Annotated in this window: 25 protein-coding genes and 1 pseudogene; 5 read left to right on the top strand and 21 right to left on the bottom strand. The window is 61.2% G+C overall.

Translation table 11 applies throughout. From position 1 onward, the window contains the following. The first annotated feature begins 113 nt into the window (after positions 1-113). Genes E9677_RS11175 through E9677_RS11185 form a run of 3 tightly spaced genes read left to right on the top strand, consistent with a single transcriptional unit; the run spans position 114 to position 2,759 of the window. Positions 114-701: a deaminase gene (locus E9677_RS11175; RefSeq protein WP_136558201.1), complete on the top strand. Its 588-nt coding sequence runs from the start codon at positions 114-116 to the stop codon at positions 699-701. A 20-nt stretch (positions 702-721) separates the two neighbouring features. Next, on the top strand, positions 722-1,555 hold the full coding sequence (gene mazG, locus E9677_RS11180) for a nucleoside triphosphate pyrophosphohydrolase (protein WP_136558202.1): 834 nt from the start codon (positions 722-724) through the stop codon (positions 1,553-1,555). Between the two features lie 7 nt (positions 1,556-1,562). Further along, positions 1,563-2,759, top strand: a complete 1,197-nt coding sequence (locus E9677_RS11185; protein WP_136558203.1) for an FAD-dependent oxidoreductase — start codon at positions 1,563-1,565, stop codon at positions 2,757-2,759. Positions 2,760-2,792: 33 nt separating this feature from the next. On the opposite strand, the gene hflX is transcribed toward E9677_RS11185, so the two are convergent. The 9 genes from hflX to dusB all read right to left on the bottom strand — a co-directional run bounded on the left by hflX (position 2,793) and on the right by dusB (position 14,264). Next, on the bottom strand, positions 2,793-4,127 hold the full coding sequence (gene hflX / locus E9677_RS11190) for a GTPase HflX (RefSeq protein ID WP_136558204.1): 1,335 nt from the start codon (positions 4,125-4,127) through the stop codon (positions 2,793-2,795). A gap of 67 nt (positions 4,128-4,194) precedes the next feature. Then, entirely contained in the window at positions 4,195-4,446 is a 252-nt protein-coding gene (gene hfq / locus E9677_RS11195; RefSeq protein WP_112245596.1) for an RNA chaperone Hfq, read from the bottom strand. Between the two features lie 112 nt (positions 4,447-4,558). Then, positions 4,559-5,422: a D-amino-acid transaminase gene (locus E9677_RS11200; protein WP_136558205.1), complete on the bottom strand. Its 864-nt coding sequence runs from the start codon at positions 5,420-5,422 to the stop codon at positions 4,559-4,561. A gap of 14 nt (positions 5,423-5,436) precedes the next feature. Continuing rightward, on the bottom strand, positions 5,437-6,813 hold the full coding sequence (gene trkA, locus E9677_RS11205; RefSeq protein WP_136558206.1) for a Trk system potassium transporter TrkA: 1,377 nt from the start codon (positions 6,811-6,813) through the stop codon (positions 5,437-5,439). Positions 6,814-6,863: 50 nt separating this feature from the next. Then, entirely contained in the window at positions 6,864-8,228 is a 1,365-nt protein-coding gene (ntrX, locus tag E9677_RS11210) for a nitrogen assimilation response regulator NtrX (protein ID WP_136558207.1), read from the bottom strand. Then, the gene (locus E9677_RS11215) at positions 8,218-10,485 is read right to left on the bottom strand and encodes a sensor histidine kinase NtrY-like (RefSeq protein WP_136559036.1); all 2,268 of its coding nucleotides are present in this window, start codon (positions 10,483-10,485) and stop codon (positions 8,218-8,220) included. Before E9677_RS11215 ends, ntrX begins: the two co-directional genes overlap by 11 nt. 181 nt (positions 10,486-10,666) lie before the next feature. Beyond that, positions 10,667-12,118, bottom strand: a complete 1,452-nt coding sequence (ntrC, locus tag E9677_RS11220; protein ID WP_136558208.1) for a nitrogen regulation protein NR(I) — start codon at positions 12,116-12,118, stop codon at positions 10,667-10,669. Then, on the bottom strand, positions 12,118-13,251 hold the full coding sequence (locus tag E9677_RS11225; RefSeq protein ID WP_136558209.1) for a two-component system sensor histidine kinase NtrB: 1,134 nt from the start codon (positions 13,249-13,251) through the stop codon (positions 12,118-12,120). Before E9677_RS11225 ends, ntrC begins: the two co-directional genes overlap by 1 nt. Further along, positions 13,248-14,264, bottom strand: coding sequence for a tRNA dihydrouridine synthase DusB (gene dusB, locus E9677_RS11230; RefSeq protein WP_136558210.1), 1,017 nt, complete (start codon positions 14,262-14,264; stop codon positions 13,248-13,250). Before dusB ends, E9677_RS11225 begins: the two co-directional genes overlap by 4 nt. A gap of 158 nt (positions 14,265-14,422) precedes the next feature. Between dusB and E9677_RS11235 the strand changes: the two genes are divergently transcribed. Both E9677_RS11235 and E9677_RS11240 read left to right on the top strand, forming a co-directional pair. Next, a complete protein-coding gene (locus E9677_RS11235; protein WP_136558211.1) occupies positions 14,423-15,631 on the top strand; it encodes a bifunctional 2-C-methyl-D-erythritol 4-phosphate cytidylyltransferase/2-C-methyl-D-erythritol 2,4-cyclodiphosphate synthase in 1,209 nt (402 codons plus the stop codon). Further along, a complete protein-coding gene (locus E9677_RS11240) occupies positions 15,631-16,137 on the top strand; it encodes a CinA family protein (RefSeq protein ID WP_136558212.1) in 507 nt (168 codons plus the stop codon). The genes E9677_RS11235 and E9677_RS11240 overlap by 1 nt, the downstream gene beginning before the upstream one ends. On the opposite strand, the gene E9677_RS11245 is transcribed toward E9677_RS11240, so the two are convergent. The 12 genes and pseudogenes from E9677_RS11245 to E9677_RS11300 form a co-directional block, all read right to left on the bottom strand. Next, positions 16,122-16,574 (bottom strand): type II toxin-antitoxin system RatA family toxin, encoded by a 453-nt coding sequence (locus tag E9677_RS11245; RefSeq protein ID WP_136558213.1) that lies wholly within the window; start codon positions 16,572-16,574, stop codon positions 16,122-16,124. The two genes, E9677_RS11240 and E9677_RS11245, sit on opposite strands and share 16 nt — an antisense overlap. A gap of 10 nt (positions 16,575-16,584) precedes the next feature. Continuing rightward, positions 16,585-17,157: pseudogene (locus E9677_RS25540) on the bottom strand (AAA family ATPase). Positions 17,158-17,227: 70 nt separating this feature from the next. Next, the gene (gene lipA / locus E9677_RS11255) at positions 17,228-18,220 is read right to left on the bottom strand and encodes a lipoyl synthase (RefSeq protein WP_136558214.1); all 993 of its coding nucleotides are present in this window, start codon (positions 18,218-18,220) and stop codon (positions 17,228-17,230) included. 38 nt (positions 18,221-18,258) lie between these two features. Beyond that, positions 18,259-18,513 carry a GlsB/YeaQ/YmgE family stress response membrane protein gene (locus E9677_RS11260; RefSeq protein WP_112245573.1) on the bottom strand — a complete coding sequence of 85 codons (255 nt, stop codon included), beginning with the start codon at positions 18,511-18,513 and terminating at the stop codon, positions 18,259-18,261. Positions 18,514-18,589: 76 nt separating this feature from the next. Further along, a complete protein-coding gene (gene lpdA, locus E9677_RS11265; protein ID WP_136558215.1) occupies positions 18,590-20,035 on the bottom strand; it encodes a dihydrolipoyl dehydrogenase in 1,446 nt (481 codons plus the stop codon). Positions 20,036-20,116: 81 nt separating this feature from the next. Further along, positions 20,117-20,383 (bottom strand): YdcH family protein, encoded by a 267-nt coding sequence (locus E9677_RS11270; RefSeq protein WP_136558216.1) that lies wholly within the window; start codon positions 20,381-20,383, stop codon positions 20,117-20,119. A 111-nt stretch (positions 20,384-20,494) separates the two neighbouring features. After that, on the bottom strand, positions 20,495-21,133 hold the full coding sequence (locus tag E9677_RS11275) for an SGNH/GDSL hydrolase family protein (RefSeq protein WP_136558217.1): 639 nt from the start codon (positions 21,131-21,133) through the stop codon (positions 20,495-20,497). 16 nt (positions 21,134-21,149) lie between these two features. After that, on the bottom strand, positions 21,150-22,487 hold the full coding sequence (locus tag E9677_RS11280; RefSeq protein ID WP_136558218.1) for a pyruvate dehydrogenase complex dihydrolipoamide acetyltransferase: 1,338 nt from the start codon (positions 22,485-22,487) through the stop codon (positions 21,150-21,152). Between the two features lies 1 nt (position 22,488). After that, positions 22,489-22,782, bottom strand: coding sequence for a hypothetical protein (locus E9677_RS11285; RefSeq protein WP_136558219.1), 294 nt, complete (start codon positions 22,780-22,782; stop codon positions 22,489-22,491). 11 nt (positions 22,783-22,793) lie between these two features. Continuing rightward, a complete protein-coding gene (locus E9677_RS11290) occupies positions 22,794-24,203 on the bottom strand; it encodes a pyruvate dehydrogenase complex E1 component subunit beta (protein WP_136558220.1) in 1,410 nt (469 codons plus the stop codon). Between the two features lie 15 nt (positions 24,204-24,218). After that, positions 24,219-25,265 carry a pyruvate dehydrogenase (acetyl-transferring) E1 component subunit alpha gene (gene pdhA / locus E9677_RS11295; RefSeq protein ID WP_136558221.1) on the bottom strand — a complete coding sequence of 349 codons (1,047 nt, stop codon included), beginning with the start codon at positions 25,263-25,265 and terminating at the stop codon, positions 24,219-24,221. Positions 25,266-25,413: 148 nt separating this feature from the next. Next, a complete protein-coding gene (locus tag E9677_RS11300) occupies positions 25,414-25,731 on the bottom strand; it encodes an FtsB family cell division protein (RefSeq protein WP_136558222.1) in 318 nt (105 codons plus the stop codon). Positions 25,732-25,784 lie beyond the last annotated feature (53 nt).

The raw sequence follows: 25,784 nt of genomic DNA on the forward strand, positions 1-25,784 counted from the left end.
AGCTGCCCGCTCCCACGCGGACCGCAGAAAGTTGGAGACAGTCCATCATTTCCCTTTCGGTGGCGGTTGCGCAAGGGCTAGGATCGCTGCGGATAACATCGGAGCACCAACACGTGACCACGCCCGAACTCACCCGTCGACTGCTCGACGTGATCGAACACGACATCCTGCCTCTGACGGTGCGCGGGGTGAGCCTCGGCAACAAGGTGTTCGGTGCGGCAATCCTCAGAAAGTCGGATCTGTCGCTGGTTCTCGCGGAAACGAACAACGAGCTCGAAAATCCGCTGTGGCATGGCGAGGTCCATACGCTGAAGCGCTTCTACGAGCAGGGCGAGCGACCTGATACCAAGGACCTGATCTTTCTCTCGACGCATGAACCCTGCACCATGTGCATGTCGGCGATCACCTGGGCGGGCTTCGACAATTTCTATTATTTCTTCAGCCATGAGGACAGCCGCGACGCTTTCGCCATTCCCCATGATCTCAAGATCCTCAAGGAAGTGTTCGGGCTGGAGCCCGGCGGCTATCGGCGGCAGAACGCTTTCTGGCTGAGCCATGCGATGATCGAGATGGTGGCCTCCGCTAGCGACGCCGATCGGCCTGACCTCTTCGAACAGGTGAGCCGGATCAAGGCGGAATATGACCGGCTGTCGGAGAGCTACCAGTCGTCCAAGGGCGACAACGACATTCCGCTCAACTGAGCGACGATTACAGGACCATCATGGAAGCCTCTGAAGACATCAACCGCCTGCTCGAGATCATGGCGGCGCTGCGCCAGCCCGAGACCGGCTGCCCCTGGGACATCGTGCAAAGCTTCGAAACGATCAAGCCCTACACGATCGAGGAGGCCTATGAGGTCGCGGATGCGATCGAGCGCAAGGATCCGGACGATCTCTGCGAGGAGCTGGGCGATCTCCTGCTGCAGGTGGTCTTTCATGCGCGGATTGCGGAGGAGGAAGGCCTCTTCTCCTTCGGCGACGTGGTGGAGGCGATTACCCGAAAGATGATCCGCCGTCATCCGCATGTCTTTGCCCGCTCGGATGCCGACACCCCTGAAGCTGTGAAGGCGCAGTGGGACAAGATCAAGCAGGAAGAGAAGGCCGAGCGGCTCGCACGGCGGAAAGCACGTGGCTCGGCCTCCGACCCTGACACCGGTTATCTTGGCTCGGTGCAGCGCTCTTTTCCCGCGCTGACCGAAGCGCTGAAACTGCAGGAGCGTGCCGCGAAGGTCGGCTTCGATTGGTCGGAGGCTGCCCCTATTCTCGACAAGATTGAAGAAGAGATCGGCGAATTGCGCGAGGCTCTGGCCGAGAACAGACCGGAGAAGGTCAAGGACGAGTTGGGCGACCTGATCTTCGCGCTCGTCAATATCGGTCGGCATGTAGGAGCGGAACCAGAGCAGGCATTGCGCGGCACGAATACGAAGTTCCGAAACCGTTTCAACTACATAGAAACAGAACTTGAAGCGGCAGGTGAAGGTCTGGCAGCCGCGTCGCTGGACAGAATGGAACAGCTTTGGCAGGCCGCAAAGCTGACCGAGCGACATCCGGTATGAGCATTCGATGAAGCTTGTCAACTTGGACGTCGCCATTGCCGGCGCCGGCATAGGGGGCCTCGCTCTTGCAACCTTGCTGGCACGAGCCGGATGCCGCGTCGTGGTATATGACCAGATGGATGCACCCCGACCGGTCGGCTCGGGTTTCGTCCTGCAGCCGACGGGTGCCGCCGTGTTGGCAAAGATGGGCCTGCTGGACAAGGTTAGCGCGCGCGGCGCGCAAATCATGCGCATGCATGGGCGCTTGGGCGACAAGCAGGCCGGAGTGAGTCGCACTGTCCTTGATGTCTCATACCGCAAGGGTCAGTCCGGCATCGCGATCCAGCGCGTGGCGCTCTTCGACGTGCTTTTCGATGCGGCGATCCGCGCCGGCGTGACAGTCGAAGTTGCGGCGCAGGCGCAAGACATCCGAGAGGGCACAAGGGCCTCGCTTGTTTTCAAGGGTGGACGGGTTTCCGCTGCGGCCGATCTGGTCGTGGATGCGATGGGGGCAAATTCGCCGATCCAACGATCTGAGGATACTGAACTGGACTATGGCGCACTCTGGGCAACGGTCCCATGGCCCAAGGACGGCCCGTTTCAGACATCGATGCTCGAACAGCGTTACGACAAGGCAAGCCGTATGGCCGGCGTCTTGCCGGTCGGCACGGCACGCGACGGCGCAGATCCGATGGCGACCTTCTTCTGGAGCCTTCGCAACCGCGATATCAAGCAATGGAAAGCCGCCGGTCGGGAGGCATGGCTCGACGAAGTCGCAGCACTCTGGCCGCAGGCCGCGCCGCTGGCCGCGATGGCCGAACCCGTTCACGCGCGCTATCGCCATCACACCCGCAATCCGATTGCCGGTCGCGGCGTGCTGCGCATCGGCGATGCCTGGCATGCGACCAGCCCACAGCTCGGCCAAGGTGCGAACATGGCACTGCTCGATGCAGCGTCACTCGTCAGCGCACTGACGCGGGCTGCGACACTGGACAGTGCTGTGGCATTGCACCTGCAGCAGAGACAATCCCATGTGCGACTGTATCAGGCGCTGAGTCTGATCCTCACACCCTTCTACCAGTCGGACAGCCGCATCCTGCCGCTCATGCGGGACGTGTTGATCGGACCAGTGTCGAAACTGCCGCTGATGCGTGAAATCATCTCGACGATCGTGACCGGCGACCTGATGGATCCGGTCGGCAGGATCCGCCTCTCGGCGATCTGAGATCTGTCCGCCAGAGGTGCGCCGCCGGGTCGCTCAGCGCTCCCAGTCTTCCTTGTCGGCGGGTTTCTTCGCACCGAGCTTGCGCTCCAGTTCGTCGGCCTGACGATCGGTCAGCCGGACGTCGAGACTGACGCTGCCGTCGTCGTGATCCTCGCGCCCCTGCACGACGGCATTGGCGTAGAGCCAGGACACGACCGCCTGTTTGTCGGCCGGGACCGTGATGGTCGCTTCCGTCAGGACGCCGGAGAGGCGCTGTGAGATGACGTCGAGCAGCGTGTCGACGCCTTCGCCGCTGATGGCCGATACGGGCATGACATTCTCGCGGCCTGCGGCCTTCTGCAGGATGCCATCGTGATTTTCAGGATCGAGCCGGTCGATCTTGTTCCACACTTCGATAATTCGCTCCGAGCGTTCCTTCTCGTCGATTCCGAGGTCATCGAGAATGCGCCGGACGTCAGCTGACTGGGCACCATTGTCGGGGTCCGACATGTCGCGGACATGCAGCACGAGATCGGCTTCCAGCACCTCTTCCAATGTCGCGCGGAATGCGGCAACGAGGTGGGTGGGAAGGTCGGAAATAAAGCCGACGGTGTCCGACATGATCACGGTTCGGCCATGCGGCAGCTTCATCCGGCGCAGCGTCGGGTCGAGGGTCGCGAACAGCATGTCTTCGGCCAGCACACCGGCCCCGGTGATGCGGTTGAACAGCGTCGACTTGCCGGCATTGGTATAGCCGACCAGAGCCACGATCGGATGGGGGACCTTGCGGCGCTTGGCGCGGTGCAGCTGGCGGGTGCGGACGACCTGTTCGAGCTCGCGCTCGAGTTTGATGATCTTGTCCTGCAACTGACGGCGGTCGGCTTCGATCTGAGTTTCACCCGGACCGCCCATGAAGCCCGCACCACCGCGCTGGCGTTCAAGGTGGGTCCAGGAGCGCACGAGACGGCCCTTCTGGTAGTTGAGGTGGGCGAGCTCGACCTGCAGCGTGCCTTCCTTGGTGGAGGCACGGCGGCCAAAGATTTCGAGAATGAGGCCCGTGCGGTCGATGACCTTCGCGTTCCAGGCCTTTTCGAGATTACGCTGCTGGACAGGTGTCAGCGGGTGATCGACGATGACGAGGCCCGCATCGTGCTCGTCGAGCAGTGCCGTCACTTCAGCAATCTTGCCTGTGCCGAGCAGTGTCGCCGGGCGCGGCTGGTTGACCGCGACGATGAGGCCCTGGACGATCGTCAGGTCGATGGCGCGGGCAAGACCTATCGCCTCTTCGAGACGCGCTTCGTTCGAGCGACTCGGCGCAGGCGGCGCGCCTTCGGGTAGAGGCTGGGCCCTTCCCTGCTTCAAGACTGGCACGAGCACGAGCGCCCGCATGTCATCTCGGTGCTTTTCGTCCTCCGGGATGATCGAATCGTTTTTTGTGTCGCGGCTGGTGATGATGTCAGTCCTGTCCGGAAGCGGCGTCGTCGTTCTCGAACATCGTCATCGGCTGGCCGGGCATGATGGTCGAGATGGCGTGCTTATAGACCAGCTGGGAATGGCCGTCGCGACGCAGGAGAACACAGAAATTGTCGAAGGATGTCACAACACCGGTCAGCTTCACGCCGTTGATAAGGAAGATCGTCAGGGAAATCTTCTGCTTGCGAACGGTATTGAGAAAAAGATCCTGCAGGTTCTGAGAACGTTCCGCCATGGCGCCGCTTCTTTCTTTCTTGCCGGTCTTTTGTCGACCGGTGTGATTATTGTTTGACAGTTGGCAAGCTTGGGGAATTGGCCCCTCGCCCCTCCGCCGAAAAAACGTGGTATCAAATCACCGTCTTTTCCGCAACGTCGAAAAAAGACGTACGGATGCGCTCGGCCATGGCACCCGGATGGCCGTTTCCGATCGGCTGGCCGTCGATCTCGACAATCGGGAAACAGATGCTGGTCGCCGCCGTGATGAAGACTTCCCGGGCCGACAACATTTCATCACGCGAGAATTCCCGCTCCTGTACCCTGATCCCGAATTTTGCCGTCACATCCATCAGTCCTGTGCGCGTAATTCCGCGCAGGATGCCGTGTTCGGCAGGTCGCGTGACCAGCACGCCATCCTTGTCGACGATCCAGACATTGGTCGCGGCACCTTCGGTAACCATGCCCCGAGCGTCGACGTAGATCGCTTCCTGGGCACCCTTCTCCTTCGCCGCCTGGCGGGCCATGGCGTTCGGCAGGAGGCCGACCGTCTTGATATCGACGCGATCCCAGCGGTTGTCCGGGATCGTGATCGCCTTCAAGCCAGTCTCGTTCTTCTTCGCGATGACCGCCGGATCGGTGATCTTGGCGGTAATCACAAGGCTCGGCGGCGTCTCGGCCGAGGGGAAGACATGATCACGGCGCGCGACGCCGCGCGTGACCTGGAGGTAGAAGAGGCCGTTCTTCACCCGATTGCGGCGGGAAACCTCGCGGATCACCTGGGCGAGCGCCGGACGGCTCATCGGGCGCCTGATCGAAAGCTCGGAGAGCGAACGGTCGAGCCGATCGAGGTGACGGGTCAGATCCACGATCACGCCGTGGCGGATCTCGCAGACTTCGTAGACACCATCGGCGAATTGATAGCCCCGGTCCTCGATATGCACCGCGGCTTCGGAATGGGGCAGATAGCGACCGTTGACGTAGGCTATGCGGGGCATGGGTTCGTGAACTTTCAGAAGTACTGGATCGACACACGGAATAGCTGTTCGACATGGCGAACAGCTTCGGCGGCAGCGAAGAGGACCACACGGTCCTTCGCCTTGATCCTGGTTTCACCATCGGGCCTTATGACCGTCTTGTCGCGCAGGATCGCGCCGATGCGCAGGCCGGGCGGCAGCTCCAACTCCCGGAAGGGCTTGCCGACGAGCGGTGATGTTTCGAGTGCCTCTGCCTCGATCACTTCCGCCTTGCCCTTCTGGACCGCATAGACGGCGCGTATACGGCCCTTGCGGACATGTTGCAGCACGCGGGAGATGGTGACGGCCCGTGGGTTGATATGCGCGTCGATGCCGATCGATGTCGCGAGGTCGTGGAAGGACGGGTTATTGATCAGCGCCATGCCGGACTTGCAACCGAGGCGCTTGGCCATGGCGGCGCTCAGAATGTTCGTCTGGTCGTTGTTAGTGAGCGTCACCATCAGGTCGGCATCGTGAATATCGGCCTGCTGCAGGATGTTCTGGTCGAGCGCCGATCCATGCAGGACGATCCCGTCCTTCAACTGATCGGAGACAGCAAGCGCGCGCTCGCGATCGTTCTCGATGATCTTGAGGCGCGTCTTGGGCTGCATCTGCTCGATGGCGCGGGCGACGTAGTAGCCGATATTGCCACCGCCGGCGATGACGATACGGGCGGCTTCCTGCTCCTCATGACCGAAGAGGCCGAGCGTGCGTCGGGCATGGTCGCGCTGGCAGATGACATAGGCGAGGTCGCCGACCAGAAGGTGATCCTGCGAGCGGGCCACATTCAGGCGGCCATTGCGCCAGATCGCGCAGACCGTCGCCATCAGGTCCGGAAAAAGCTCGCTCAACTGATTGAGCGGCGTATCGACGACCGGGCAGTCCTCCATGCATTCGATGGCGAGCATGGCGATGTGATCGTCGGCGAAACGGACGATGTCCGTGGCACCCGGAAACGAGATGCGCCGCAGCACCATCTTGCCGACTTCGATCTCCGGCGAAATGGCGACATCGATCGGCAGATTGTCACGGCTGAAGAGGTCGGAATACTCCGGCAGCAGGTAGTTCTGCGAGCGAATACGCGCAATTTTGGTCGGCACGTTGAAGAGCGAATGGGCGACCTGGCAGGCGGTCATGTTGATTTCGTCATAGAGGGTGACGGCGATCAGCATTTCGGCCTGATCAGCGCCGGCGCGCGCCAGCACATCCGGATGAGCGCCGTGGCCGACATAACCACTGACATCGAGCGTCTCGGTGATGTGCGAAACGAGCGATGCGGACGTGTCGATCACGGAGACATCGTTGCCTTCCTGGGAGAGACGCTCGGCAATGCCGTAACCGACCTGGCCCGCGCCGCAGATGATGACTTTCATGGAATGCTTCCCGCCCCAGGTCGGTTGTCTACCGGTTATGCTTCGCCCGCTTATACGCCAAGCGATTTCAGTTTGCGATGGAGGGCGGAGCGTTCCATGCCAACGAATTCCGCCGTGCGCGAAATGTTGCCACCGAAGCGGTTGATCTGGGCAATCAGATAGTCTCGCTCGAACATCTCGCGCGCTTCGCGCAGCGGCAGTGTCATGATGTGTGTGTCGTTTCGCGCCGAGACCTTGGGCAGCATGTCGGAGAGATCCTGCGGCAACATCTCGGCGGTGATCGGTGCATCCGGGCTGTCGCCCTGTGCAAGGATCATCAGCCGTTCCATGTTGTTGCGCAGTTGGCGGATATTGCCGGGCCAGTCGTTGGCCTGAAGCACGGCCATGGCGTCGTCGCCGATCTTGCGCTGGCGAATGCCGGCCTGCTCGGAAATCTGGCGCATGAACATGTCGACCAGGAAGGGGATGTCCTCACGCCGCTCGGCGAGCGCCGGCACCTTGACCGGCACGACGGCAAGGCGGTGGAAAAGGTCCTCACGGAAACGCCCTTCGGCGATCAGGCCTTCCAGATTATAGGCGCTGGACGAGATGATGCGGACGTCGACCTTGACCCGTTTCGAGCCGCCGATGCGCTCGAACTGCTGCTCGACGAGCACGCGCAGGATCTTGTTCTGCGTCTCGCGCGGCATTTCACCGATCTCGTCGAGATAGAGGATGCCGCGATGCGCTTCTTCCAGCGCCCCGATGCGCCGGGGCTGGCCGGGTGTGCCCTCCGTCCCGAAGAGCGCCATTTCCATGCGGTCGGGCGTGATCGCTGCCGCATTTAGCGACACGAAAGGCCCTCCCGAACGGGTCGAACGCTTGTGGATCATGCGTGCGACCAGCTCCTTGCCGGAACCAGAGGGGCCGAAGATCATGATGCGACTGTTGGTCGGTGCCACCTTTTCGATCGTCTGGCGCAGCTGCGAGACGGCGACCGATGTGCCGATCAGTTCGATCGCGTCACCCGTGCGCCGCTTAAGTTCGGATACCTCGCGCTTCAGCTTGGAGTTTTCCAGCGCCCGCTCGGCAATCAGGATCAGGCGATCCGCCTTGAAGGGCTTCTCGATGAAGTCGAAGGCGCCGCGCTTGATCGCCGAGACGGCCGTTTCGATATTGCCGTGACCGGAGATCATCACGACGGGCAAATCGGGGTGGCGGATCTTAATTTCGTCAAGCAACGCTAGACCGTCCAGGCGGCTGCCCTGCATCCAGATGTCGAGGAAGACCAGGCGCGGGACCCGATCCGACATGGTCGCGAGCGCGCTGTCGGCATCATGGGCGGTACGGGTCTCATGCCCCTCGTCGCTCAGAATGCCGGAGACGATCTCGCGAATGTCCTCTTCGTCGTCGACTACCAGAATATCAGAGGCCATGGACCATTTCCTTATCGCTTTCAGTCTCGATGGCGGACGCTTCGGCGCGCGGCAGGATGATACGGATCATCGCGCCCCTGCCCCGGTCGAAATCGGCCGGCGCATCATGGAGCTCCAGCTGTCCGCCATGTTCTTCAATGATCTTCTTGACGATGGCGAGACCGAGGCCGGTCCCCTTCTCGCGCATGGTCATGTAGGGTTCGAGAATCCGGTGACGGTTCTCGGTCGGCAGGCCGCGACCATTGTCGATCACGTCCACGATGAAACGGTCCTGCTCGCGGTCGAAAGACGAGCGGATCAGGATCTTGCCCTTGCCGCCCAGTTCCTCGGTCGGCACCGCCTCGATCGATTCGACGGCATTCTTGACGATGTTGCCGACTGCCTGGGCGAGCATGCGCGCATCGAAGCTGCCTTCGAGCGGGTCGTCGCCGAACTCGCGCTGAAACTCCACCTCGGCACTGCCGATCTCACGCAGGAAAACGGCGTCCGTCAGGATCTCGCGCAGATCCGAGCGCTGTTTCGTCGGCTTCGGCATGCGGGCGAAGGCGGAGAACTCGTCGACCATGCGACCGATGTCCTCGACCTGACGAACGATCGTGTCAGTGCATTGATTGAAGACCGCCTTGTCGTCTTCGGCAATCTGCTTGCCGTAGCGGCGCTTCAGCCGCTCCGCCGAGAGCTGGATAGGAGTGAGTGGGTTCTTGATCTCGTGGGCGATGCGACGGGCGACATCCGCCCAGGCGGTGGACCGCTGGGCGACGACGAGGTCGGTGATGTCGTCTAGCGTGATGACGTAGGAATCGACCGAACCGCGCGTCTCCTCCCGCGTGACCTGCACATTCAGGGTGCGTTCCTTGCCGCCACGGATCATGTTGATCTGCTCGCGGTACTCACCGCGATGCCGAACGGCCGCTTCGGCCAGAACACGATCAACCTCCGGGGCGACCAGCGCCAGCTTCTGGCCCATCAGCTGGTCTGAAGGTAGCGCCAGGAAATACTCGGCCGACGGATTGACGATGGTGATGATGCCATCATCCTCGACGCCAATGACGGCAGCCGTGACGCCGGAGAGCACGGCTTCGATGAAGCGGCGGCGGTCATCGACCTCGTCCTTGGCCTCCAGAATCTCGTCACGCTGCGAACGGATCTGAGACACCATCTTGTTGAATGTGCGCGACAGACTGCCGACATCGCCATCGGCGGCGCGGACCGGCACAAGCACATTGAGATTACCCGACGCAATGCTGTCGGCGGCCCCGATGAGCAGCCGGATCGGCCGGACGATACGGTCTGCGACTGCAATCGCGGTCCAGATGGCTGCCAGCAGAACGATCAGCGCGAAGCCCAGGTAGAGAATGGCAAAGGCGATCTGCAGCGTCGTGCGACCGTCCTCCATGGCCTGGTATTCGGCCGTGTTTTCTTCCATCAGGCGCATGGCCTGCATGACCTTCGGATCGACGGCGCGGATCGTATAGAGGAAGGTTCCCGAGAGGCTATCGAGTTTGATGATCGCGCCCACGAGATTGGTGATGCCAGGGGGGATCAGTGTCGGCTGACCGCCGGCCGCGCTGACCAGTGCATCGCGCGGGATCGCCGGCAGGGGCTTTTCCGTGTCGATGTCGGCCTGAGTGATGGCAGAACCGTCCTCGCGTACGAGGAAGGCGCCGAGCATGCCGCGCCCCCGCGCCTGGCGGGTCATGAGTTCGACGAAGCCAGTGCGGTCCAGATAGAAAAGTGCGCGGTTGCGCTCCAGATCGTTCGCCATGGAGATCGTCTGGCCCTGCAGATAGCTGGCATTTTCCAGCATATAGGCCTGAGCGACATTCATCGACGAGGAAACGATCGACTGGGTCCGGATCGAGAACCAGCGATCCAGGCCGACATTCAGCGTGATCGAGGCGAAGATTGCGACAAGGATCGCAGGCGTGATCGCAATGACCGAGAACAATGTCACGATCCGCACATGCAGGCGCGCAGCAGCCCGTCCGCGATGGCGGGCCTTGAAGAGACGCAGGACCTCCCGACCGATCAGAAACATCAATCCGACGATGAACAGCGAGTTGACGACCGCCGAGGCGACGAGAACCCGAGACGTCGGCTCGATGCGCGTCAGGCCCAGAAGGATCGGGAGGGTCAGGGATGCGCATAGCAAGGCGCCGCCTGCCAGCAAAAGACCCGGCAGCGCAAAGGATGCGCGCCGATCATGTGCCAGTGCCATATCGCCCTCTGCTGCGGAGATTTGCCTCACGCGTGCCATCATTTCCCCCGGATCCGCGCAATCGGATCTCATTCACTCGACCGCCCTCAGGGCTGATGTCGGCTTGTAGCTGCAAGACTCTCAGGTGCCGAGATCGGACGACAAAGCGACTCCGGTCACAAGGCAACGTGTCTTTTGAGCAACGCAATGTGGCGAAAATGCAACGGCAGCTCCACCCGTGTCAAGCGGAACGGGAGCTTCTGTAGACGGAGACACCGAGTTCGCGGATCTTCTTGCGCAAGGTATTGCGGTTGAGGCCCAGCAAATCGGCCGCCTTGATCTGATTGCCACGGGTGGCGGTCAGGGCGGCGAGGATGAGCGGATACTCCATTTCCGTCAGCACGCGGTCGTAGAGGCCCGATGGTGGCAGTCCGTCACCGAAGGAGGAGAAATAGGTTCGCATGTTTTCTTCGACAGCCTGCGAAATGGTCATCGTTCCCGCCGGCATCCCGACCTTCGCAATCGGGCTGTCTGCCACATCCGAGCGCAGTTCCTGTTCGACGACTTCGCGCGCGATGACATCCTGTGGATAAAGCGCCATGAGGCGGCGCACGACGTTTTCCAGTTCGCGCACGTTGCCCGGCCAGGCATAGGACTTCATCACTTCCAGGGCTTCGTGATCGAAGCGCTTGGCGTCGAGCCCTTCCTTTTCGCCCTGCTGGATGAAATGGCGCACGAGATCCGGAATATCCTCCGCACGATCACGCAGCGGCGGCAGACGTAGCGGAACCACGTTCAGGCGGTAGTAGAGGTCTTCGCGGAAGAGACCCTGATTGATCGACTGCTTCAGGTCCTTGTTGGTGGCGGCGACGATGCGCACATCCGTGCGGATCGGCGTGCGGCCGCCGACGGTGGTGTATTCGCCCTGCTGCAGAACGCGAAGCAGCCGTGTCTGCGCGTCCATCGGCATATCGCCGATTTCATCGAGGAAGAGCGTGCCGCCCTCGGCCTGCTCGAAACGACCGGTGGAGCGGGTCTGGGCGCCGGTAAAGGCGCCCTTTTCGTGGCCAAAGAGTTCGGATTCAATCAGGTCGCGAGGAATCGCGGCCATGTTGATCGCGACGAAGGGGCCGTTGCGGCGCTTGCCGTAGTCGTGCAGCGCCTTGGCGACCAGTTCCTTGCCCGTGCCGGACTCGCCGGTGATCATCAGCGTCAGGTCCGTCTGCATGAGGCGGGCGAGCACGCGGTAGATTTCCTGCATGGCGGCGGAGCGCCCGACCAGCGGCATGCCGTCCTGCATGTCGTCGTCGAGGCGCGCCGGGCGCTTCTTCGGCTCCGACAGCGCGCGGCCGATGATGGCGATCAGTTCGGTCAGGTCGAAGGGCTTGGGCAGGTAATCATAGGCGCCCTTTTCGGAGGCCTTGATCGCCGTCATGAAGGTGTTCTGTGCACTCATGACCAAGACTGGGAGGTCGGGGCGCGCCTTCTTGATCCGCGGCAAGAGGTCGAAGGCGTTTTCGTCCGGCATGATGACGTCGGTCACCACCAGATCGCCCTCGCCCGCCGAAATCCAGCGCCAGAGCGTGGCAGCATTGGAGGTGATCCTGACGTCATAACCCGCGCGGCTCAGTGCCTGGTTCAGCACCGTGCGGATCGCAGCATCGTCATCTGCAACAAGGATCGTCGCCGTCATCAGTTCGTTCCCGTGGATTTGGAAAGGGGCGCATCGTCGAGAGCCGTCTCTTTCGACATGGGCATGAGGACCCGGAATGTGGTGCGGTTGGTCTGGCTGTCGCATTCGACGATGCCGCCATGGGCGCCGATAATCTTGGCAACAAGCGCCAGTCCGAGGCCGGATCCGTTCGTCTTCGTCGTAATGAAGGGATCGAAAAGATTCGGCAGCAGATCGGAGGGCACGCCTGGGCCATTGTCATGCACGCAGAATTCAAGCGGCAGCGAAATCTTTTCACGCGAGCCCGCGACGGATAGGCGGATGCCGGGACGATAGGCTGTCGTCAGCTGGAGCTCGCCATCGGAGCGTTCACCGATCGCTTCGGCGGCATTCTTCACCAGATTGAGGAAGACCTGCACCAGCTGGTCCCTGTTGGCGAAGACCGGAGGAAGCGAGGGGTCATAGTTCTCGGTGATGCGAATATTGCGGGCAAACCCCGCCTTAGCGACGGCTTTCACCTGGTCGAGCACCGAGTGGATGTTGATCGACTGGCGATCCACCGGGCGCTCGTCGGAGAAGACCTCCATGCGATCCACCAACGAGACGATGCGATCGGTCTCGTCGCAGATCAGGCGGGTCAGCGCCCGGTCTTCATCAGTGACCGCTGTCTCCAGCAATTGGGCCGCCCCGCGAATTCCCGAAAGCGGGTTCTTGATCTCATGCGCCAGCATCGAGGCGAGGCCGGTGACGGAGCGGGCAGCGGCACGGTGGGTCAGTTGACGGTCGATCTTGTCGGCCATCGACCGTTCCTGGAAGACGACGACCACGTTGCCCGGCTGGCTGAGGACCGGCGCGACATAGAGGTCTACGAGCTTTTCCTGGCCCAGGCGGGGGGAGCTCAGGTCGACGCGGTATTCGTTGACCGGCGCACGGCGCTCGCGCACCTGCTCGATGAGAGACAAAAGCGGACTGCCGAATGGAATGAAGGTCGAGATGCGGTAGCGGGCGAGATGCGTGGCGCTCGCGCCAAAGAAGGCCTCGGCCTCCCAGTTGGCGAAGGCGATATGGCCATTGGCATCCACCATCACCACAGGGTTCTGGATGGCGTTCAGGACGGCCATGGCGAGGCCACCGCCCTTGTCGTTCGCCGTCATGCGGCCTCCTGTCTGGTGGTGACGTCGCGGCTGCCCGAGAGCGCCTGCTGCATGGCATCGGCGACGAAATCCGAGTCCTTCGATGTCATGATTGCGGCCTTCGCCTGCGGCGTCAGATCCGGTGAATGGCGATCGAGATACCAGCCGAGATGCTTGCGCGCATGACGGACACCGACATCGGCGCCGTAATGCTCCAGCATCATCTGGTAGTGTTCCACGACGAGGCCCGGTATCTCGGATGCCTGCGGACCGGCATGCCCTACCAGCACCCCCGCATGCCAAGGCCTTCCCTGGCAGCTGCGGCCGACCATGACTGCGTCGGCGCCTGAGCGGCGCAAGATCTCGTGGGCATCCTCCACCGTCTCGACATCGCCATTCGCGATCAGGGGAATCCGGATCGCATCTCGGACGGCTGCGATGGCGTCCCAGTCTGCTTTGCCCTCATAGAACTGCATACGGGTGCGTCCGTGCACGGTAATTAGCTGCACACCGGCGGCTTCGGCGCGCGCGGCAATCTCGGGCGCGTTGATCGACGTCTCGTCCCAGCCGAGGCGCATCTTGACCGTGACTGGGATCTTGACCGCTTTTACCGTCGCCTCGATCAATGACAGGGCGTGATCCGGTTCGCGCATCAAGGCCGATCCGGCATAACCACCGATCACCTTCTTGGCCGGGCAGCCCATGTTGATATCGATGATATCGGCACCATTGGCCTCGGCGATGACGGCAGCTTCGGCAAGCCACCTGGCTTCGCGCCCGGCGAGCTGGACCATGTGGGGGTTAAGCCCCGCCCCTTTAAGGCGCGACCAACTTTCGGCAGCGTTGAAAACCAGTTCACGACTTGCCACCATCTCGGTCACGACGAGACCAGCCCCGAACCGAAATGCCAGCTGACGGAACGGCAGGTCCGTCACGCCGGACATCGGCGCAAGCACAATCCGGTTCCGGACAGGAACCGAGCCGATGGAAAACGGCGTGTGCAAAGCAACAGGAACCAACTGATTATCTTTCAGGCATCAAGCACATTTGCATTATTTTTAGACAGTCAGCACTGGCTTGCCAAGAGGCAAAGCTCATGCATCGACAAAAAATCGTGCAAATGCTGGAAAAGACGATCCTGAGCCGATAGAGCACGGGTGCGAAGAAAATGTGTCATGGACCAGGCGGGGCGATGGAGCAAGTGCGTAGCGGAACAATCGGGATCGTTGTGGTTGCCGCGGGCCGCGGCGAACGCGCTGGCGCCTCCCTCGAAGGACCCAAACAGTATCGAAGGATCGGCGGCAGGGCAGTCATCTGGCATACGCTCAAGCCATTCCTCGACTGGCCCAAAAGTGGTCCGATCGTGCTCGTCATCCATCCCGACGACCGCGCGCTGCTCAACGACGCTACTGCAGATGTGCCCCGACGGGAGAACCTGATCGTCGTCACAGGCGGCGCAACGCGGCAAGCGTCGGTCCTGAACGGTCTGCGGGCACTTCAAGGTCGCGACGTTGGCCATGTGATGATCCAAGATGGTGTGCGGCCCTTTGTCGACGCAGCACTGCTGGAGCGGATCGCAACCGAACTCAGCTCCGGCAAATCCGCCGTGCTGCCGGCCGTGCCGGTATCGGACACGATCAAGCGCGGGGATGCCTCCGGGGTGGTCATGGGCACGGTTCCGCGCAAGGATCTGTTCGCCGCCCAGACGCCCCAGAGCTTTCACTACGAGACTATACTTTTCGCACATGAGCGGGCTGCCGAAGAACAGGCTGCAGACTTTACGGATGACGCCTCGATCGCGGAATGGGCGGGCATTCCAGTGCATCTGGTCGAGGGCTCGATCGATAACGTCAAACTCACGGTTCAAAGGGACATCGCCATGGCCGACGAAAAACTGCGGGGCTCCGCCCTGCCCGATGTCCGCACCGGAAACGGCTATGACGTGCACCAGCTCGAAGCCGGTGACGGCGTTACCCTCTGCGGCATCTTCATTCCGCACGACCAGAAGCTCAAGGGACATTCGGATGCCGATGTTGCGCTGCATGCGCTGACAGACGCGCTGCTTGCGACCTGTGGTGCCGGCGATATCGGCGATCATTTCCCGCCCTCGGATATGCAGTGGAAGGGCGCGCCGTCCCGCATCTTCCTGGAGCATGCCGCCAGGATCGCACGGGAGGCCGGCGGCACGATCATGAATGCAGATATTTCGCTTATTGCCGAAGCGCCTAAGATCGGCCCCCATCGGCAGGCCATGCGGGAAAAACTCGCTGAGATCCTCGGCATCTCGCTTGATCGCTGCTCGGTGAAGGCGACGACCAACGAGACGATCGGTTTTGTCGGCCGGCGCGAGGGGATCGCGGCGATTGCCACGGCGACGGTGGTATTCCGGGGAAATGCTTGATGGGGCTCTATCCGGCCGACATCGAGGCGCTGGCCTCCGCAATCATTGCCGTCTACCGCGACCGGGGCTGGATGATCGCGACAGCAGAGTCCTGCACTGGCGGGTTGATTGCCGGCGCCCTGACTGAGATTGCCGGATCGTCCGCCGTCGTCGATCGGGGCTTCGTCACCTATACGAACCAGGCGAAGATGGACCTGATCGGCGTTTCGGTAGCGTCGCTCCAAAGCTTCGGTGCAGTGTCGAGGGAGACAGTCTTACAGATGGCCCATGGGGCACTGATGCGTTCGGGTGCCGAGGTCGCAGTGGCCGTCACTGGTATTGCAGGACCGGGTGGCGGATCAGCGGAGAAGCCGGTTGGGCTCGTGCATCTTGCCCTAAACACCCGATCGGGCATCGTCGATCATCGGGAAATGCGCTACGGCGAGATCGGCCGCGCGCAGGTTAGGCTGGCGACCGTGCGGACGGCACTTGAAATGCTCTTGGCAACCGCTCAGACGCCAGCGTAGATCTTGTCAGCACGCGTCTCGAATGCTTCGGAAAACATGCGGAAGGCGCGGTCGAACATCGAGCCCATGAGCGCGCCAAGGATTCGGTTCTTGAACTCGTAGTCGATGTAGAAATGCACGGCACAGCCGCCATCGGCCGTTTCTTCGAAGCGCCAGCGGTTATCCAGGTACTTGAACGGACCCTCGATGTATTTCACATCGATGGTCCGCTCTGCCGGGCTCAGCAGAACCTGCGTCGTGAAGGTTTCGCGGATCGCCTTGTAGCCTACCGTCATATCGGCAAGCAGCAGTTCCTTGCCGTCGCGTTCGCGGCGCGAGCGGATGGTCAGAGCCTCGCAGAGCGGCAGGAATTCCGGATAGCGCCCGACGTCGGCGACGAGGGCGTACATGCGGTCGGGCGAGTGCTTGACGAGGCGGCGGGTTTCGAATTGTGGCATGAAGCGGGACTTAATGAGGAAGTCCCGCGAGATCAAGCAGGTGCGCCATTTCGCCGTGGGATTTGAGGGTTATGACGGGTACGGACGGGCCGTGACGATCGATTTCCTGGATGATGCTTGGGACGTAGCGGCGCTCGAAGTTCCAGATGTAGGAAAGGAAGTCGCGATCGGGCAAAGGTTCAGGGCAACCTTCGGCCATATCTGGCCTCACGGTACCTTTGTAACGGGCAACTCTTTTCGCCACGCCCAGCAAGCATTTCCATCTGGGAAGTCGCAGCCAAATAATGAGGTCGGTGCGAGGCAGCCTTATGTCAAATGACGACGAACCACTGCCGTCTATGACCCAAGCCTCACGGGCAACCAAGTCACTCAAGCGTTCACGCTGCTCTTGCCTGCTCCGTTACTGCCAACCGGGCAGCCAGCGTACATCCCTGTCCAGCGAAACGTAAACTAGATTAAGAGAGGATGCGAGGCTTTGGGAATACGTGCTCTTGCCGGAGCCTGATGAGCCGATGACGCAGATGCGCCTTGCTCGGTTCAAAAGCTCCGCGGCTTCTTCAGACGAATAGACGTAACAAACCAACGCCGCACACTCCTAACGTGCATCAGACTTAACCCGTCAGGACACTTGAAGACAGTGTAAAATCAGGCTGTCACGCCTTGGCCACCAGTTTCTCCCGCGCCGCCTTCAACCGCGCAAAGTCATCCCCCGCATGGTGCGATGAGCGCGTGAGCGGGCTCGAAGACACCATCAGGAAGCCCTTGGTATAGGCGATGTCCTCGTAGGACTTGAACTCGTCCGGCGTGACGAAGCGCTCGACCTTGTGGTGCTTGCGGGTCGGCTGGAGATATTGGCCAATGGTCAGAAAGTCGACGTCGGCGGTGCGCAGGTCGTCCATCAGCTGCAGGACTTCGTTCCGCTCTTCGCCGAGGCCGACCATGATGCCCGACTTGGTGAACATGGTTGGGTCCAGTTCCTTGACCCGCTGCAGCAGGCGCACGGAGTGGAAATAGCGGGCGCCTGGGCGGACGGTCAGATAGTTGCCCGGCACGGTTTCCATGTTGTGATTGAAGACATCGGGCTTGGCGGCGACGACGCGTTCCAGGGCGCCCGGCTTCTTCAGGAAGTCCGGGGTGAGGATCTCGATGGTCGTACCCGGCGAGGCTTCGCGGATCGCCCAGATGACCTGTTCGAAGTGCTCGGCGCCGCCGTCGGCCAGATCGTCACGGTCGACGGAGGTAATGACCACATGCTGCAGGCCCATCTGGCGGACAGCCTTGGCGACATTCGCGGGCTCTTCCAAGTCGAGCGCGTTCGGCTTGCCGGTCGCGACATTGCAGAAGGCGCAGGCGCGGGTACAGATCTCGCCCATGATCATAAAGGTCGCGTGCTTCTTGTCCCAGCACTCGCCGATATTCGGGCAGCCGGCTTCCTCGCAGACCGTCACCAGCTTGTGGGAGCGGACGAGTTCGCGGGTCTCGTGGTAGCCCTTGGAGGTCGGCGCCTTGACGCGGATCCATTCCGGCTTGCGCAGAACTTCCGTGTCCGGCTTGTGGGCCTTTTCCGGATGGCGGACGCGCTTCTCGTCTGCGGACGCCACCACGGCGGGGCTGGAGACATTGATCCTGTCGAGAATGGTAACCATGATGAAAACCCTGTGCCGCAGTGTGTGCGGCCTTTCGTTTACCGCCTGACGAGCTTGGCGATGAAGAGAAGGATGCTTGCGCCGACGAAACTGGTGATCAGATAGCCCAGCCAGTCGCCCGCGACGAAGATGCCCAGACGGCGGAAGATCGCAGCCGCGATCACCGCACCGATGATCCCGATGATGATGTTCATGATGACGCCGAAGCGCATGTCCATGAGCTTGCCTGCGAGCCATCCGGCGAGGCCGCCGAAGAAGATGGTTGCGAGAATACCGACTTCAAACCCTGCCACGTCGAACTCCCTTCGGATCGTCAATTTGGAACCTGCCGCCCATATAGGCGGCGAGGTTCCGTTTCACAACCGGGCTTCAGGCGTTGAGCACCCGGCCATAGGCGTCAAGCACGCTTTCCTTCATCATTTCCGACAGCGTCGGATGTGGGAAGATCGTGTGCATCAGCTCTTCTTCTGTCGTCTCGAGGTTCATCGCGACAACAAAGCCCTGGATAAGTTCGGTCACTTCCGCGCCAACCATGTGGGCGCCGATGAGTTCGCCGGTCTTCTTGTCGAAGATCGTCTTGATCATGCCCTGGTCTTCGCCGAGCGCGATCGCCTTGCCGTTGGCGTTGAAGTTGTAGCGACCAACGCGGATCTCGCGACCATCGGCCTTCGCCTTGGCTTCTGTCAGACCGACCGAGGCGACCTGCGGATTGCAATAGGTGCAGCCCGGGATCTTGGCCTTGTCCATCGGATGGACATTGGGCAAGCCTGCAATCTTCTCGATGCAGATGACGCCTTCGTGCTCGGCCTTGTGGGCGAGCATCGGCGGGCCTGCGACGTCGCCGATCGCATACAGACCCGGCACATTGGTCTTGCCGTAGCCGTCGATAACGATGCAGCCGCGGTCGGTCTTCACACCGAGCGTTTCGAGGCCGAGGTTCTCGATATTGCCCTGGACGCCGACGGCGGAGATCAGACGGTCAGCGGTGATCGTCTGAACCTTGCCATCCTTGGTCTCGACATGGGCGGTGATGGAATTCGTGCCCTTCTCGACCTTGGAGACCTTGGCTTCAGTGATGATCTTCAGGCCACGCTTTTCCAGCTGCTTGCGGGCCAAGGTGGAGATTTCCACGTCCTCGACCGGCATGATGTTGGCCATCAGTTCGACGACGGTGACGTCGACGCCCATCGAGCGGTAGAAGGAGGCAAATTCGATGCCGATGGCGCCCGAGCCCATGACAACCAGCGACTTCGGCATGAAGTCCGGCTTCATCGCCTCGAAATAGGTCCAGATCAGCTTGCCATCCGGCTCGATGCCTGGGAGTGCACGGGGGCGCGCACCGGTCGCGACGATGATGTGCTTGGCGGTATAGGTGCCCTCACCCAGAACGCCCTTCGGGATCGGGTTCTGCGGCTCGACGACGGGCTTGGTCATCTTGCCGACGACGACTTCGCCGGGCTTGGTGAGCTTGGCTTCGCCCCAGATCACGTCGATCTTGTTCTTCTTCATCAGGAAGGCGACGCCGCCATTGAGGCGGGCCGAGACGCCGCGCGAACGGGCGACCACGTCCTTGACGTCGGCGGTCATCGTGCCGTTCAGCGTCAGGCCGTAGGATTTTGCGTGATTGGCGTGATCGAGGATCTCGGCCGAGCGCAGGAGCGCCTTGGTCGGGATGCAGCCCCAGTTGAGGCAGATGCCGCCCAAATGCTCGCGCTCGATGATCGCCGTCTTCAGGCCGAGCTGAGCTGCACGAATAGCGGTGACGTAGCCGCCGGGGCCGGAGCCGATGATGATGACGTCGTAAACATTCGACATGGGCGCTTCCACTCCTCGGTTTCCTGCGAGCCTCCGCGCGTTTGGCGGCGGAGGCCCGGTTCGGGACTGGAAGCGAGTGCCTCAGACGGGCGGTGTCTCGGCTTCCGGTTCGTGATGAACCAGCATCCCGTAGATTTCATCCTTGAGCTGCATCCGCTTCTTGCGCATTTCCACAATGTGGAAGTCGTCTGCAGGCTCGACATCTGTTTCGGCGCGGTGGATGGCCCGGTTCACCTCATGATAGGTTTCGAACAATCTCGCGAAATGACCATCCGTTTCCTTCAGATGACGCATCAGCGCGACGTGTTCCGGGAATTCCACTGCCAGTTCGTGCGGTGTGTTCGACATGAACCCATCTCCTCTTGTCGGGGTTGATGGGCTCAGGTTAGACGCAGCGCACAAGACCTCCTTGATTTTGATCAACGCGCCCTGATGGAGAGTTCAGGAAGCGGGCTTTCTTCAAAGCCCGAGCATCATGCGGACGATCGGCTCAAGGCCGCGTCCGATGGCACGGGTGTTTTCAGCGTCGAGATGGATGCCGTCGAGCGGTGTGGTCTCGGCGACCGATCCGGCATCGAAAAAGGCACATCCGGCCTCGTCCGCCGCGTCGCGATACATGCTGGCCAGCATGGCGCCTTCTTCCACCGAGTGGTTGAACATGGCGCCGAACACCGAATTGGCCGTCTCACGGATCGCAGGCGGTGCGACGATCAGGATCTCGGGCTCTTCGAACTCGAAACCCCAGTCATGCTTCTGCACCTGCTTGACCAGACGCTTGACGCCACTGGTCGCGCCGATTGCCGTTCCCTGGATGCCACGCTTAAGGTCATTCGTCCCCAGCATGATGATCACCAGATCGATCGGCTTGTGCGTGGCGAGAAGCGTCGGCAGCAACTTGGTTCCGTTACGCTCGCAATCGCCCAGGTGGTCATCATAGGCCGTGGTGCGGCCGTTCAGGCCTTCGGCGATCACCCGGACCCTGTGACCGAGCGCCTTTTGCAAGACGCTCGTCCAGCGGTCCTCATAGGCATGCCGACCCAGATTTACCGGATCGTATCCCCATGTCAGGCTGTCGCCGTAGACAAGAACGGTCTTCATCGCACCGCTCCCCGGATCAGACCAGCATGCCCATCGGATTTTCGATGTATCGCTTGAAGGCACCCAGCAATTCCGCACCGAGCGCGCCATCGACGCAGCGATGGTCGGTCGAGAGCGTCACAGTCATGACAGTCGCCACCTTCATCTCGCCCTTCTTCACCACCACCCGCTCTTCGCCGGCACCGACCGCGAGGATCGTTGCATGCGGCGGGTTGACCACGGCCGAGAAGCTCTTGACGCCCATCATGCCCATGTTGGACACGGCAGTCGTGCCGCCCTGATATTCTTCAGGCTTCAGCTTGCGGTCCTTGGCGCGCTTGCCGAGGTCCTTCATCTCGTTGGAGATGGTGGACAGGCTCTTTTCCTCGGCCTTGCGGATGATCGGGGTGATCAGACCGCCGGGGATCGAGACCGCCACGCCGACATCGGCATGCTTGTGCTTGACCATGTTGGTGTCGGTCCAGGAGACGTTGGCATCCGGCACGTCGCGGAGCGAAAGAGCCAGCGCCTTGATCACCATATCGTTGACCGAGAGCTTGTATGCCGGCTTGCCGTCCTTTTCGGGGGCGGCGGCATTCAGCTGGGCACGGAGCGCCATCAGGGCATCCAGTTCGCAATCCACGGACACGTAGAAGTGCGGAATGGTCTGCTTGCTCTCCTGCAGGCGCTTGGCGATCGTCTTGCGCATGCCGTCATGCGGCACGAGCTCGTAGGAGCCTTCTGCGAAGTTCTTGAGAACGGCTTCTTCCGACGCGCCCTTAGCCATGGCCGGTGCCGCAGCCGAAGCTGCCGCGGCGGGGGCCGGCGCAGCCTTGGCACCGCCGGTGCTGACGGCCTTTTCGACGTCACTCTTGACGACGCGGCCCTTTGGACCCGAGCCGGAGACGGCCTTGAGGTCGAGACCGGCGTCCTTGGCGAGGCGACGCGCGAGCGGCGAGGCAAAGACGCGCTCACCGGTCGAAGCGGTCGGCGCAGCCGACGCGGCTGCGGGAGCCGGTGCGGCGACGGGTGCAGATGCCGGCGTCGGTGCAGCTTCCGCCTTCGGGGCAGGAGCAGTCTCGGCCTTCGGCGCGGAAGATCCGCCACCAGCGGCGGCGGCAGCGACGTCCTCGCCTTCTTCTGCAAGGATTGCGATCAGCGCGTTGACCTTCACGGCTTCGGTACCGGCGGGAACGACGATCTTCGCGACGATACCTTCATCGACGGCTTCCACTTCCATGGTCGCCTTGTCGGTCTCGATCTCGGCGATGACATCGCCGGATTTGACCTTGTCGCCTTCCTTGACAAGCCACTTGGCCAGATTGCCCTCTTCCATCGTCGGAGACAGGGCCGGCATGGTGATGTTGATCGGCATATTAGTCCTCCGCCCACACAAGTTCAAACTGCGCAAGTTCTTCGGGATGTTCCATCAGCCAGGCGACCTGATCAGGAGCAACCTCAATGTATCCGGCAACGTCTTCAAGCCAGCCATCAACCGCACCAATCACACCGATTTCTTCGCGCGGAACTCCGACTATGACTTCGGTTTCCTCGGTCTTGACCAAGGCCCAGAACACGACTCTTTCCAGAAGCGGATTTTCTTTTGTCCCGAGCACCCTGAACCAAGAGCCCGAAACAGGCAGAATCTGCTTCACAGACGATTTCGACATCAGCCGGCCCCTTACTTGTAGCAGACGGTTTTGACCGCCTGCACGACTTCGGCAACGCTCGGCAGAGCCAGCTTTTCAAGGTTGGCCGCATAAGGCATCGGCACATCCTTGCCGGCGATCGTCAGGATCGGCGCATCGAGATAGTCGAAGGCCTGCTGCATGACGCGGGTGGCAATTTCGGTGCCGACCGACGACTGCGGATAGCCTTCCTCGACGGTAACCAGGCGGCCGGTCTTCTTGACGGACTCGATGACGGTCGGCAGATCCATTGGACGGATGGTCCGCAGGTCGATCAGCTCGACATCGATACCTTCCTTCTCCAGTTCGGCCACCGCCTTGACCGAATAGGTCATGCCGATGCCGAAGGACACGATCGTCACGTCCTTGCCTGTCTTGTGGATCCGCGCCTTGCCGATCGGCAGGACGAAGTCGTCCATCTTCGGCACTTCGAAAGACTGGCCGTAGAGGATTTCGTTTTCCAGGAAGATAACCGGGTTCGGATCGCGGATCGCGGCCTTCAGCAGGCCCTTGGCGTCGGCGGCCGTATACGGCATGACGACCTTCAGGCCCGGAATCTGGCTGTACCAGGCCGCGTAGTCCTGGCTGTGCTGGGCGCCAACGCGGGCAGCCGCACCGTTCGGTCCGCGGAAGACGATCGGCGCACCCATCTGGCCGCCGGACATGTAGAGCGTCTTGGCAGCCGAGTTGATGATGTGGTCAATCGCCTGCATGGCGAAGTTGAAGGTCATGAACTCGACGATCGGATTCAGGCCTGCCATTGCCGCACCGACGCCGAGACCGGCAAAGCCATGCTCGGTGATCGGGGTGTCGACGACGCGCTTGTCGCCGAATTCCTGCAGCAGCCCTTGGGTGATCTTGTAGGCGCCCTGATATTCGGCAACTTCCTCACCCATGATGAAGACGTTGGGATTGGCGCGCATTTCCTCGGCCATGGCTTCGCGCAGCGCCTCACGCACGGTCATCGTCACCATTTCCGTGCCGGCCGGAATATCCGGATCGGAAGCGACTTCGATCTTGGGCGCGGCCGGGACCTTGTTGTCGGCAGCCGAATCCGGCTCGGCAGTCGCTTCGCGTGCCTTGCCACCTGCAGCATCCGAAGCTGCAGCCGGAGTATCGGCATCAGCCTTCTTCGGAGCAGCTACGGCGTCGGCGCTTTCGCCATCCTGCAACAGAACCGCGATCGGCGTGTTGACTTTGACGTTTTCGGTGCCCGCCGCAATCAGCAGCTTGCCAAGGACGCCTTCATCGACGGCTTCCACTTCCATGGTCGCCTTGTCGGTCTCGATCTCGGCAATCACGTCGCCGGACTTCACGGTATCGCCTTCCTGCTTGATCCACTTGGAAAGCGTGCCTTCTTCCATGGTCGGAGAAAGGGCGGGCATCAAAATTTCGATCGGCATGGGTTCCCTCCCCGATTACAGAAGAATGTCGGTATAGAGCTCGGAAACATCCGGCTCCGGATCGGCCTGGGCGAAATCGGCACTGTCCGCAACAACGTCGCGCACATCCTTGTCGATTGCCTTCAGCTGGTCTTCTGAGGCCCAGCCATTTTCCAGCAGACGAGCCTTGACCTGCTCGATGGGATCCTGCTCGGACCGCATCTTCTGCACTTCTTCCTTGGAGCGATACTTGGCCGGGTCGGACATCGAGTGGCCGCGATAGCGGTAGGTCAGCATTTCAAGAATGATCGGACCCTTGCCGGAACGGCAATGCTCGAGCGCCTCATCGGCGGCAGCCTTCACCGCGCGCACATCCATGCCGTCGACCTGGACGCCGGGGATGCCGAAGCCGGAGCCACGCAGCGAGTAGTTCGACTGGGCCGTGGCGCGGGCCGTCGAGGTGCCCATGGCGTAACGGTTGTTCTCAACGATGTAGATGATCGGCAACTGCCAAAGGGCAGCCATATTGAAGCTCTCGTAGACCTGGCCCTGGTTCGCAGCGCCGTCGCCGAAATAGGCCACCGCGACATTATCATTGCCGCGATACTTGTTGGCGAAGGCAAGACCGGTTCCGAGCGAAACCTGCGCGCCGACGATGCCGTGGCCACCATAGAAATGCTTCTCTTTCGAGAACATATGCATGGAGCCGCCCTTGCCTTTCGACAGGCCGCTGCGGCGACCCGTGAGCTCGGCCATGACGCCACGAGCGCTCAAGCCCGCAGCGAGCATGTGCCCGTGGTCGCGATAGGCGGTGATGACCTGATCACCTTCCTTCTGCGCCATCTGCATGCCGACAACGACAGCTTCCTGGCCGATATAGAGGTGACAGAAGCCACCAATGAAGCCCATGCCGTAAAGCTGGCCGGCCTTCTCTTCGAACCGGCGGATCAGAAGCATTTCACGATAGGCGTGAAGCTCTTCGTCTGCTCCGAATTCAGGTGAGTTCTTCCCGGTGAATTCTTTGCCGGCCGACTTGGCGGAAGATTTCCGACCGTTCGCAGCTGCTGGCTTGCGAGGCGCCATGCATCCCTCCCATGGGTTATTATAGTCCAACGTTGAACGCAGAATAGGGAAGAAAGACGACGGCGGCAATGCCATAAATGCATGGCTCACATTCGCCGCAAGCAACTGTAATGACTTAAAAATTTACGATTAACCTTTTTCAGGTTAATTAGAAATAGGTATTGAAGATGACGATTTCGTCCGGACGCGACATATTCAGCTGATAACGGGCTTTTTCGTCGATGATGTCTTCATCGAGCGAGCCGTCGCTCAACAGACTGACTTCCTTCTCCAGAGCCGTGCGCTGCGCCACGAGCTTCTCGAGCTCGGCTGCGCGTTCGAGACGAATACCCTCGAACTGCTGGCCGGCCCTCAAGCCATAATCGCCATGGATTGAGTGATAACCGAAATAGGACAGGAAAGCGATTGTGACAGCGGGAAGAATGAGACGACCGTATTTTTTCTTCTTATGATGTCTGGTCCACATGCCGACAAATGCCCTAAAACGCTGAACTTGTCGCAAGGGTAACCGCCATACCT

Origin of the sequence: Peteryoungia rhizophila (assembly GCF_004912145.1) — a bacterium.
Taxonomy (GTDB): domain Bacteria; phylum Pseudomonadota; class Alphaproteobacteria; order Rhizobiales; family Rhizobiaceae; genus Allorhizobium; species Allorhizobium rhizophilum.

Bases quoted from the DNA above. Each gene is read 5' to 3' on its own strand.
- E9677_RS11200 (WP_136558205.1), bottom strand. From the start codon at position 5,422: ATGCCCCGCATAGCCTACGTCAACGGTCGCTATCTGCCCCATTCCGAA.
- E9677_RS11240 (WP_136558212.1), top strand. From the start codon at position 15,631: ATGGGGCTCTATCCGGCCGACATCGAGGCGCTGGCCTCCGCAATCATT.
- lpdA (WP_136558215.1), bottom strand. From the start codon at position 20,035: ATGTCGAATGTTTACGACGTCATCATCATCGGCTCCGGCCCCGGCGGC.
- hflX (WP_136558204.1), bottom strand. From the start codon at position 4,127: ATGCGGGCGCTCGTGCTCGTGCCAGTCTTGAAGCAGGGAAGGGCCCAG.
- E9677_RS11245 (WP_136558213.1), bottom strand. From the start codon at position 16,574: ATGCCACAATTCGAAACCCGCCGCCTCGTCAAGCACTCGCCCGACCGC.
- hfq (WP_112245596.1), bottom strand. From the start codon at position 4,446: ATGGCGGAACGTTCTCAGAACCTGCAGGATCTTTTTCTCAATACCGTT.
- trkA (WP_136558206.1), bottom strand. From the start codon at position 6,813: ATGAAAGTCATCATCTGCGGCGCGGGCCAGGTCGGTTACGGCATTGCC.
- E9677_RS11185 (WP_136558203.1), top strand. From the start codon at position 1,563: ATGAAGCTTGTCAACTTGGACGTCGCCATTGCCGGCGCCGGCATAGGG.
- E9677_RS11215 (WP_136559036.1), bottom strand. From the start codon at position 10,485: ATGGCACGCGTGAGGCAAATCTCCGCAGCAGAGGGCGATATGGCACTG.
- ntrX (WP_136558207.1), bottom strand. From the start codon at position 8,228: ATGGCCTCTGATATTCTGGTAGTCGACGACGAAGAGGACATTCGCGAG.
- ntrC (WP_136558208.1), bottom strand. From the start codon at position 12,118: ATGACGGCGACGATCCTTGTTGCAGATGACGATGCTGCGATCCGCACG.
- pdhA (WP_136558221.1), bottom strand. From the start codon at position 25,265: ATGGCGCCTCGCAAGCCAGCAGCTGCGAACGGTCGGAAATCTTCCGCC.
- E9677_RS11280 (WP_136558218.1), bottom strand. From the start codon at position 22,487: ATGCCGATCAACATCACCATGCCGGCCCTGTCTCCGACGATGGAAGAG.
- E9677_RS11290 (WP_136558220.1), bottom strand. From the start codon at position 24,203: ATGCCGATCGAAATTTTGATGCCCGCCCTTTCTCCGACCATGGAAGAA.
- lipA (WP_136558214.1), bottom strand. From the start codon at position 18,220: ATGGTTACCATTCTCGACAGGATCAATGTCTCCAGCCCCGCCGTGGTG.
- E9677_RS11275 (WP_136558217.1), bottom strand. From the start codon at position 21,133: ATGAAGACCGTTCTTGTCTACGGCGACAGCCTGACATGGGGATACGAT.
- E9677_RS11225 (WP_136558209.1), bottom strand. From the start codon at position 13,251: ATGACGGCGAACGACAAGGGCGGTGGCCTCGCCATGGCCGTCCTGAAC.
- E9677_RS11270 (WP_136558216.1), bottom strand. From the start codon at position 20,383: ATGTCGAACACACCGCACGAACTGGCAGTGGAATTCCCGGAACACGTC.
- E9677_RS11235 (WP_136558211.1), top strand. From the start codon at position 14,423: ATGGAGCAAGTGCGTAGCGGAACAATCGGGATCGTTGTGGTTGCCGCG.
- mazG (WP_136558202.1), top strand. From the start codon at position 722: ATGGAAGCCTCTGAAGACATCAACCGCCTGCTCGAGATCATGGCGGCG.
- E9677_RS11285 (WP_136558219.1), bottom strand. From the start codon at position 22,782: ATGTCGAAATCGTCTGTGAAGCAGATTCTGCCTGTTTCGGGCTCTTGG.
- E9677_RS11300 (WP_136558222.1), bottom strand. From the start codon at position 25,731: ATGTGGACCAGACATCATAAGAAGAAAAAATACGGTCGTCTCATTCTT.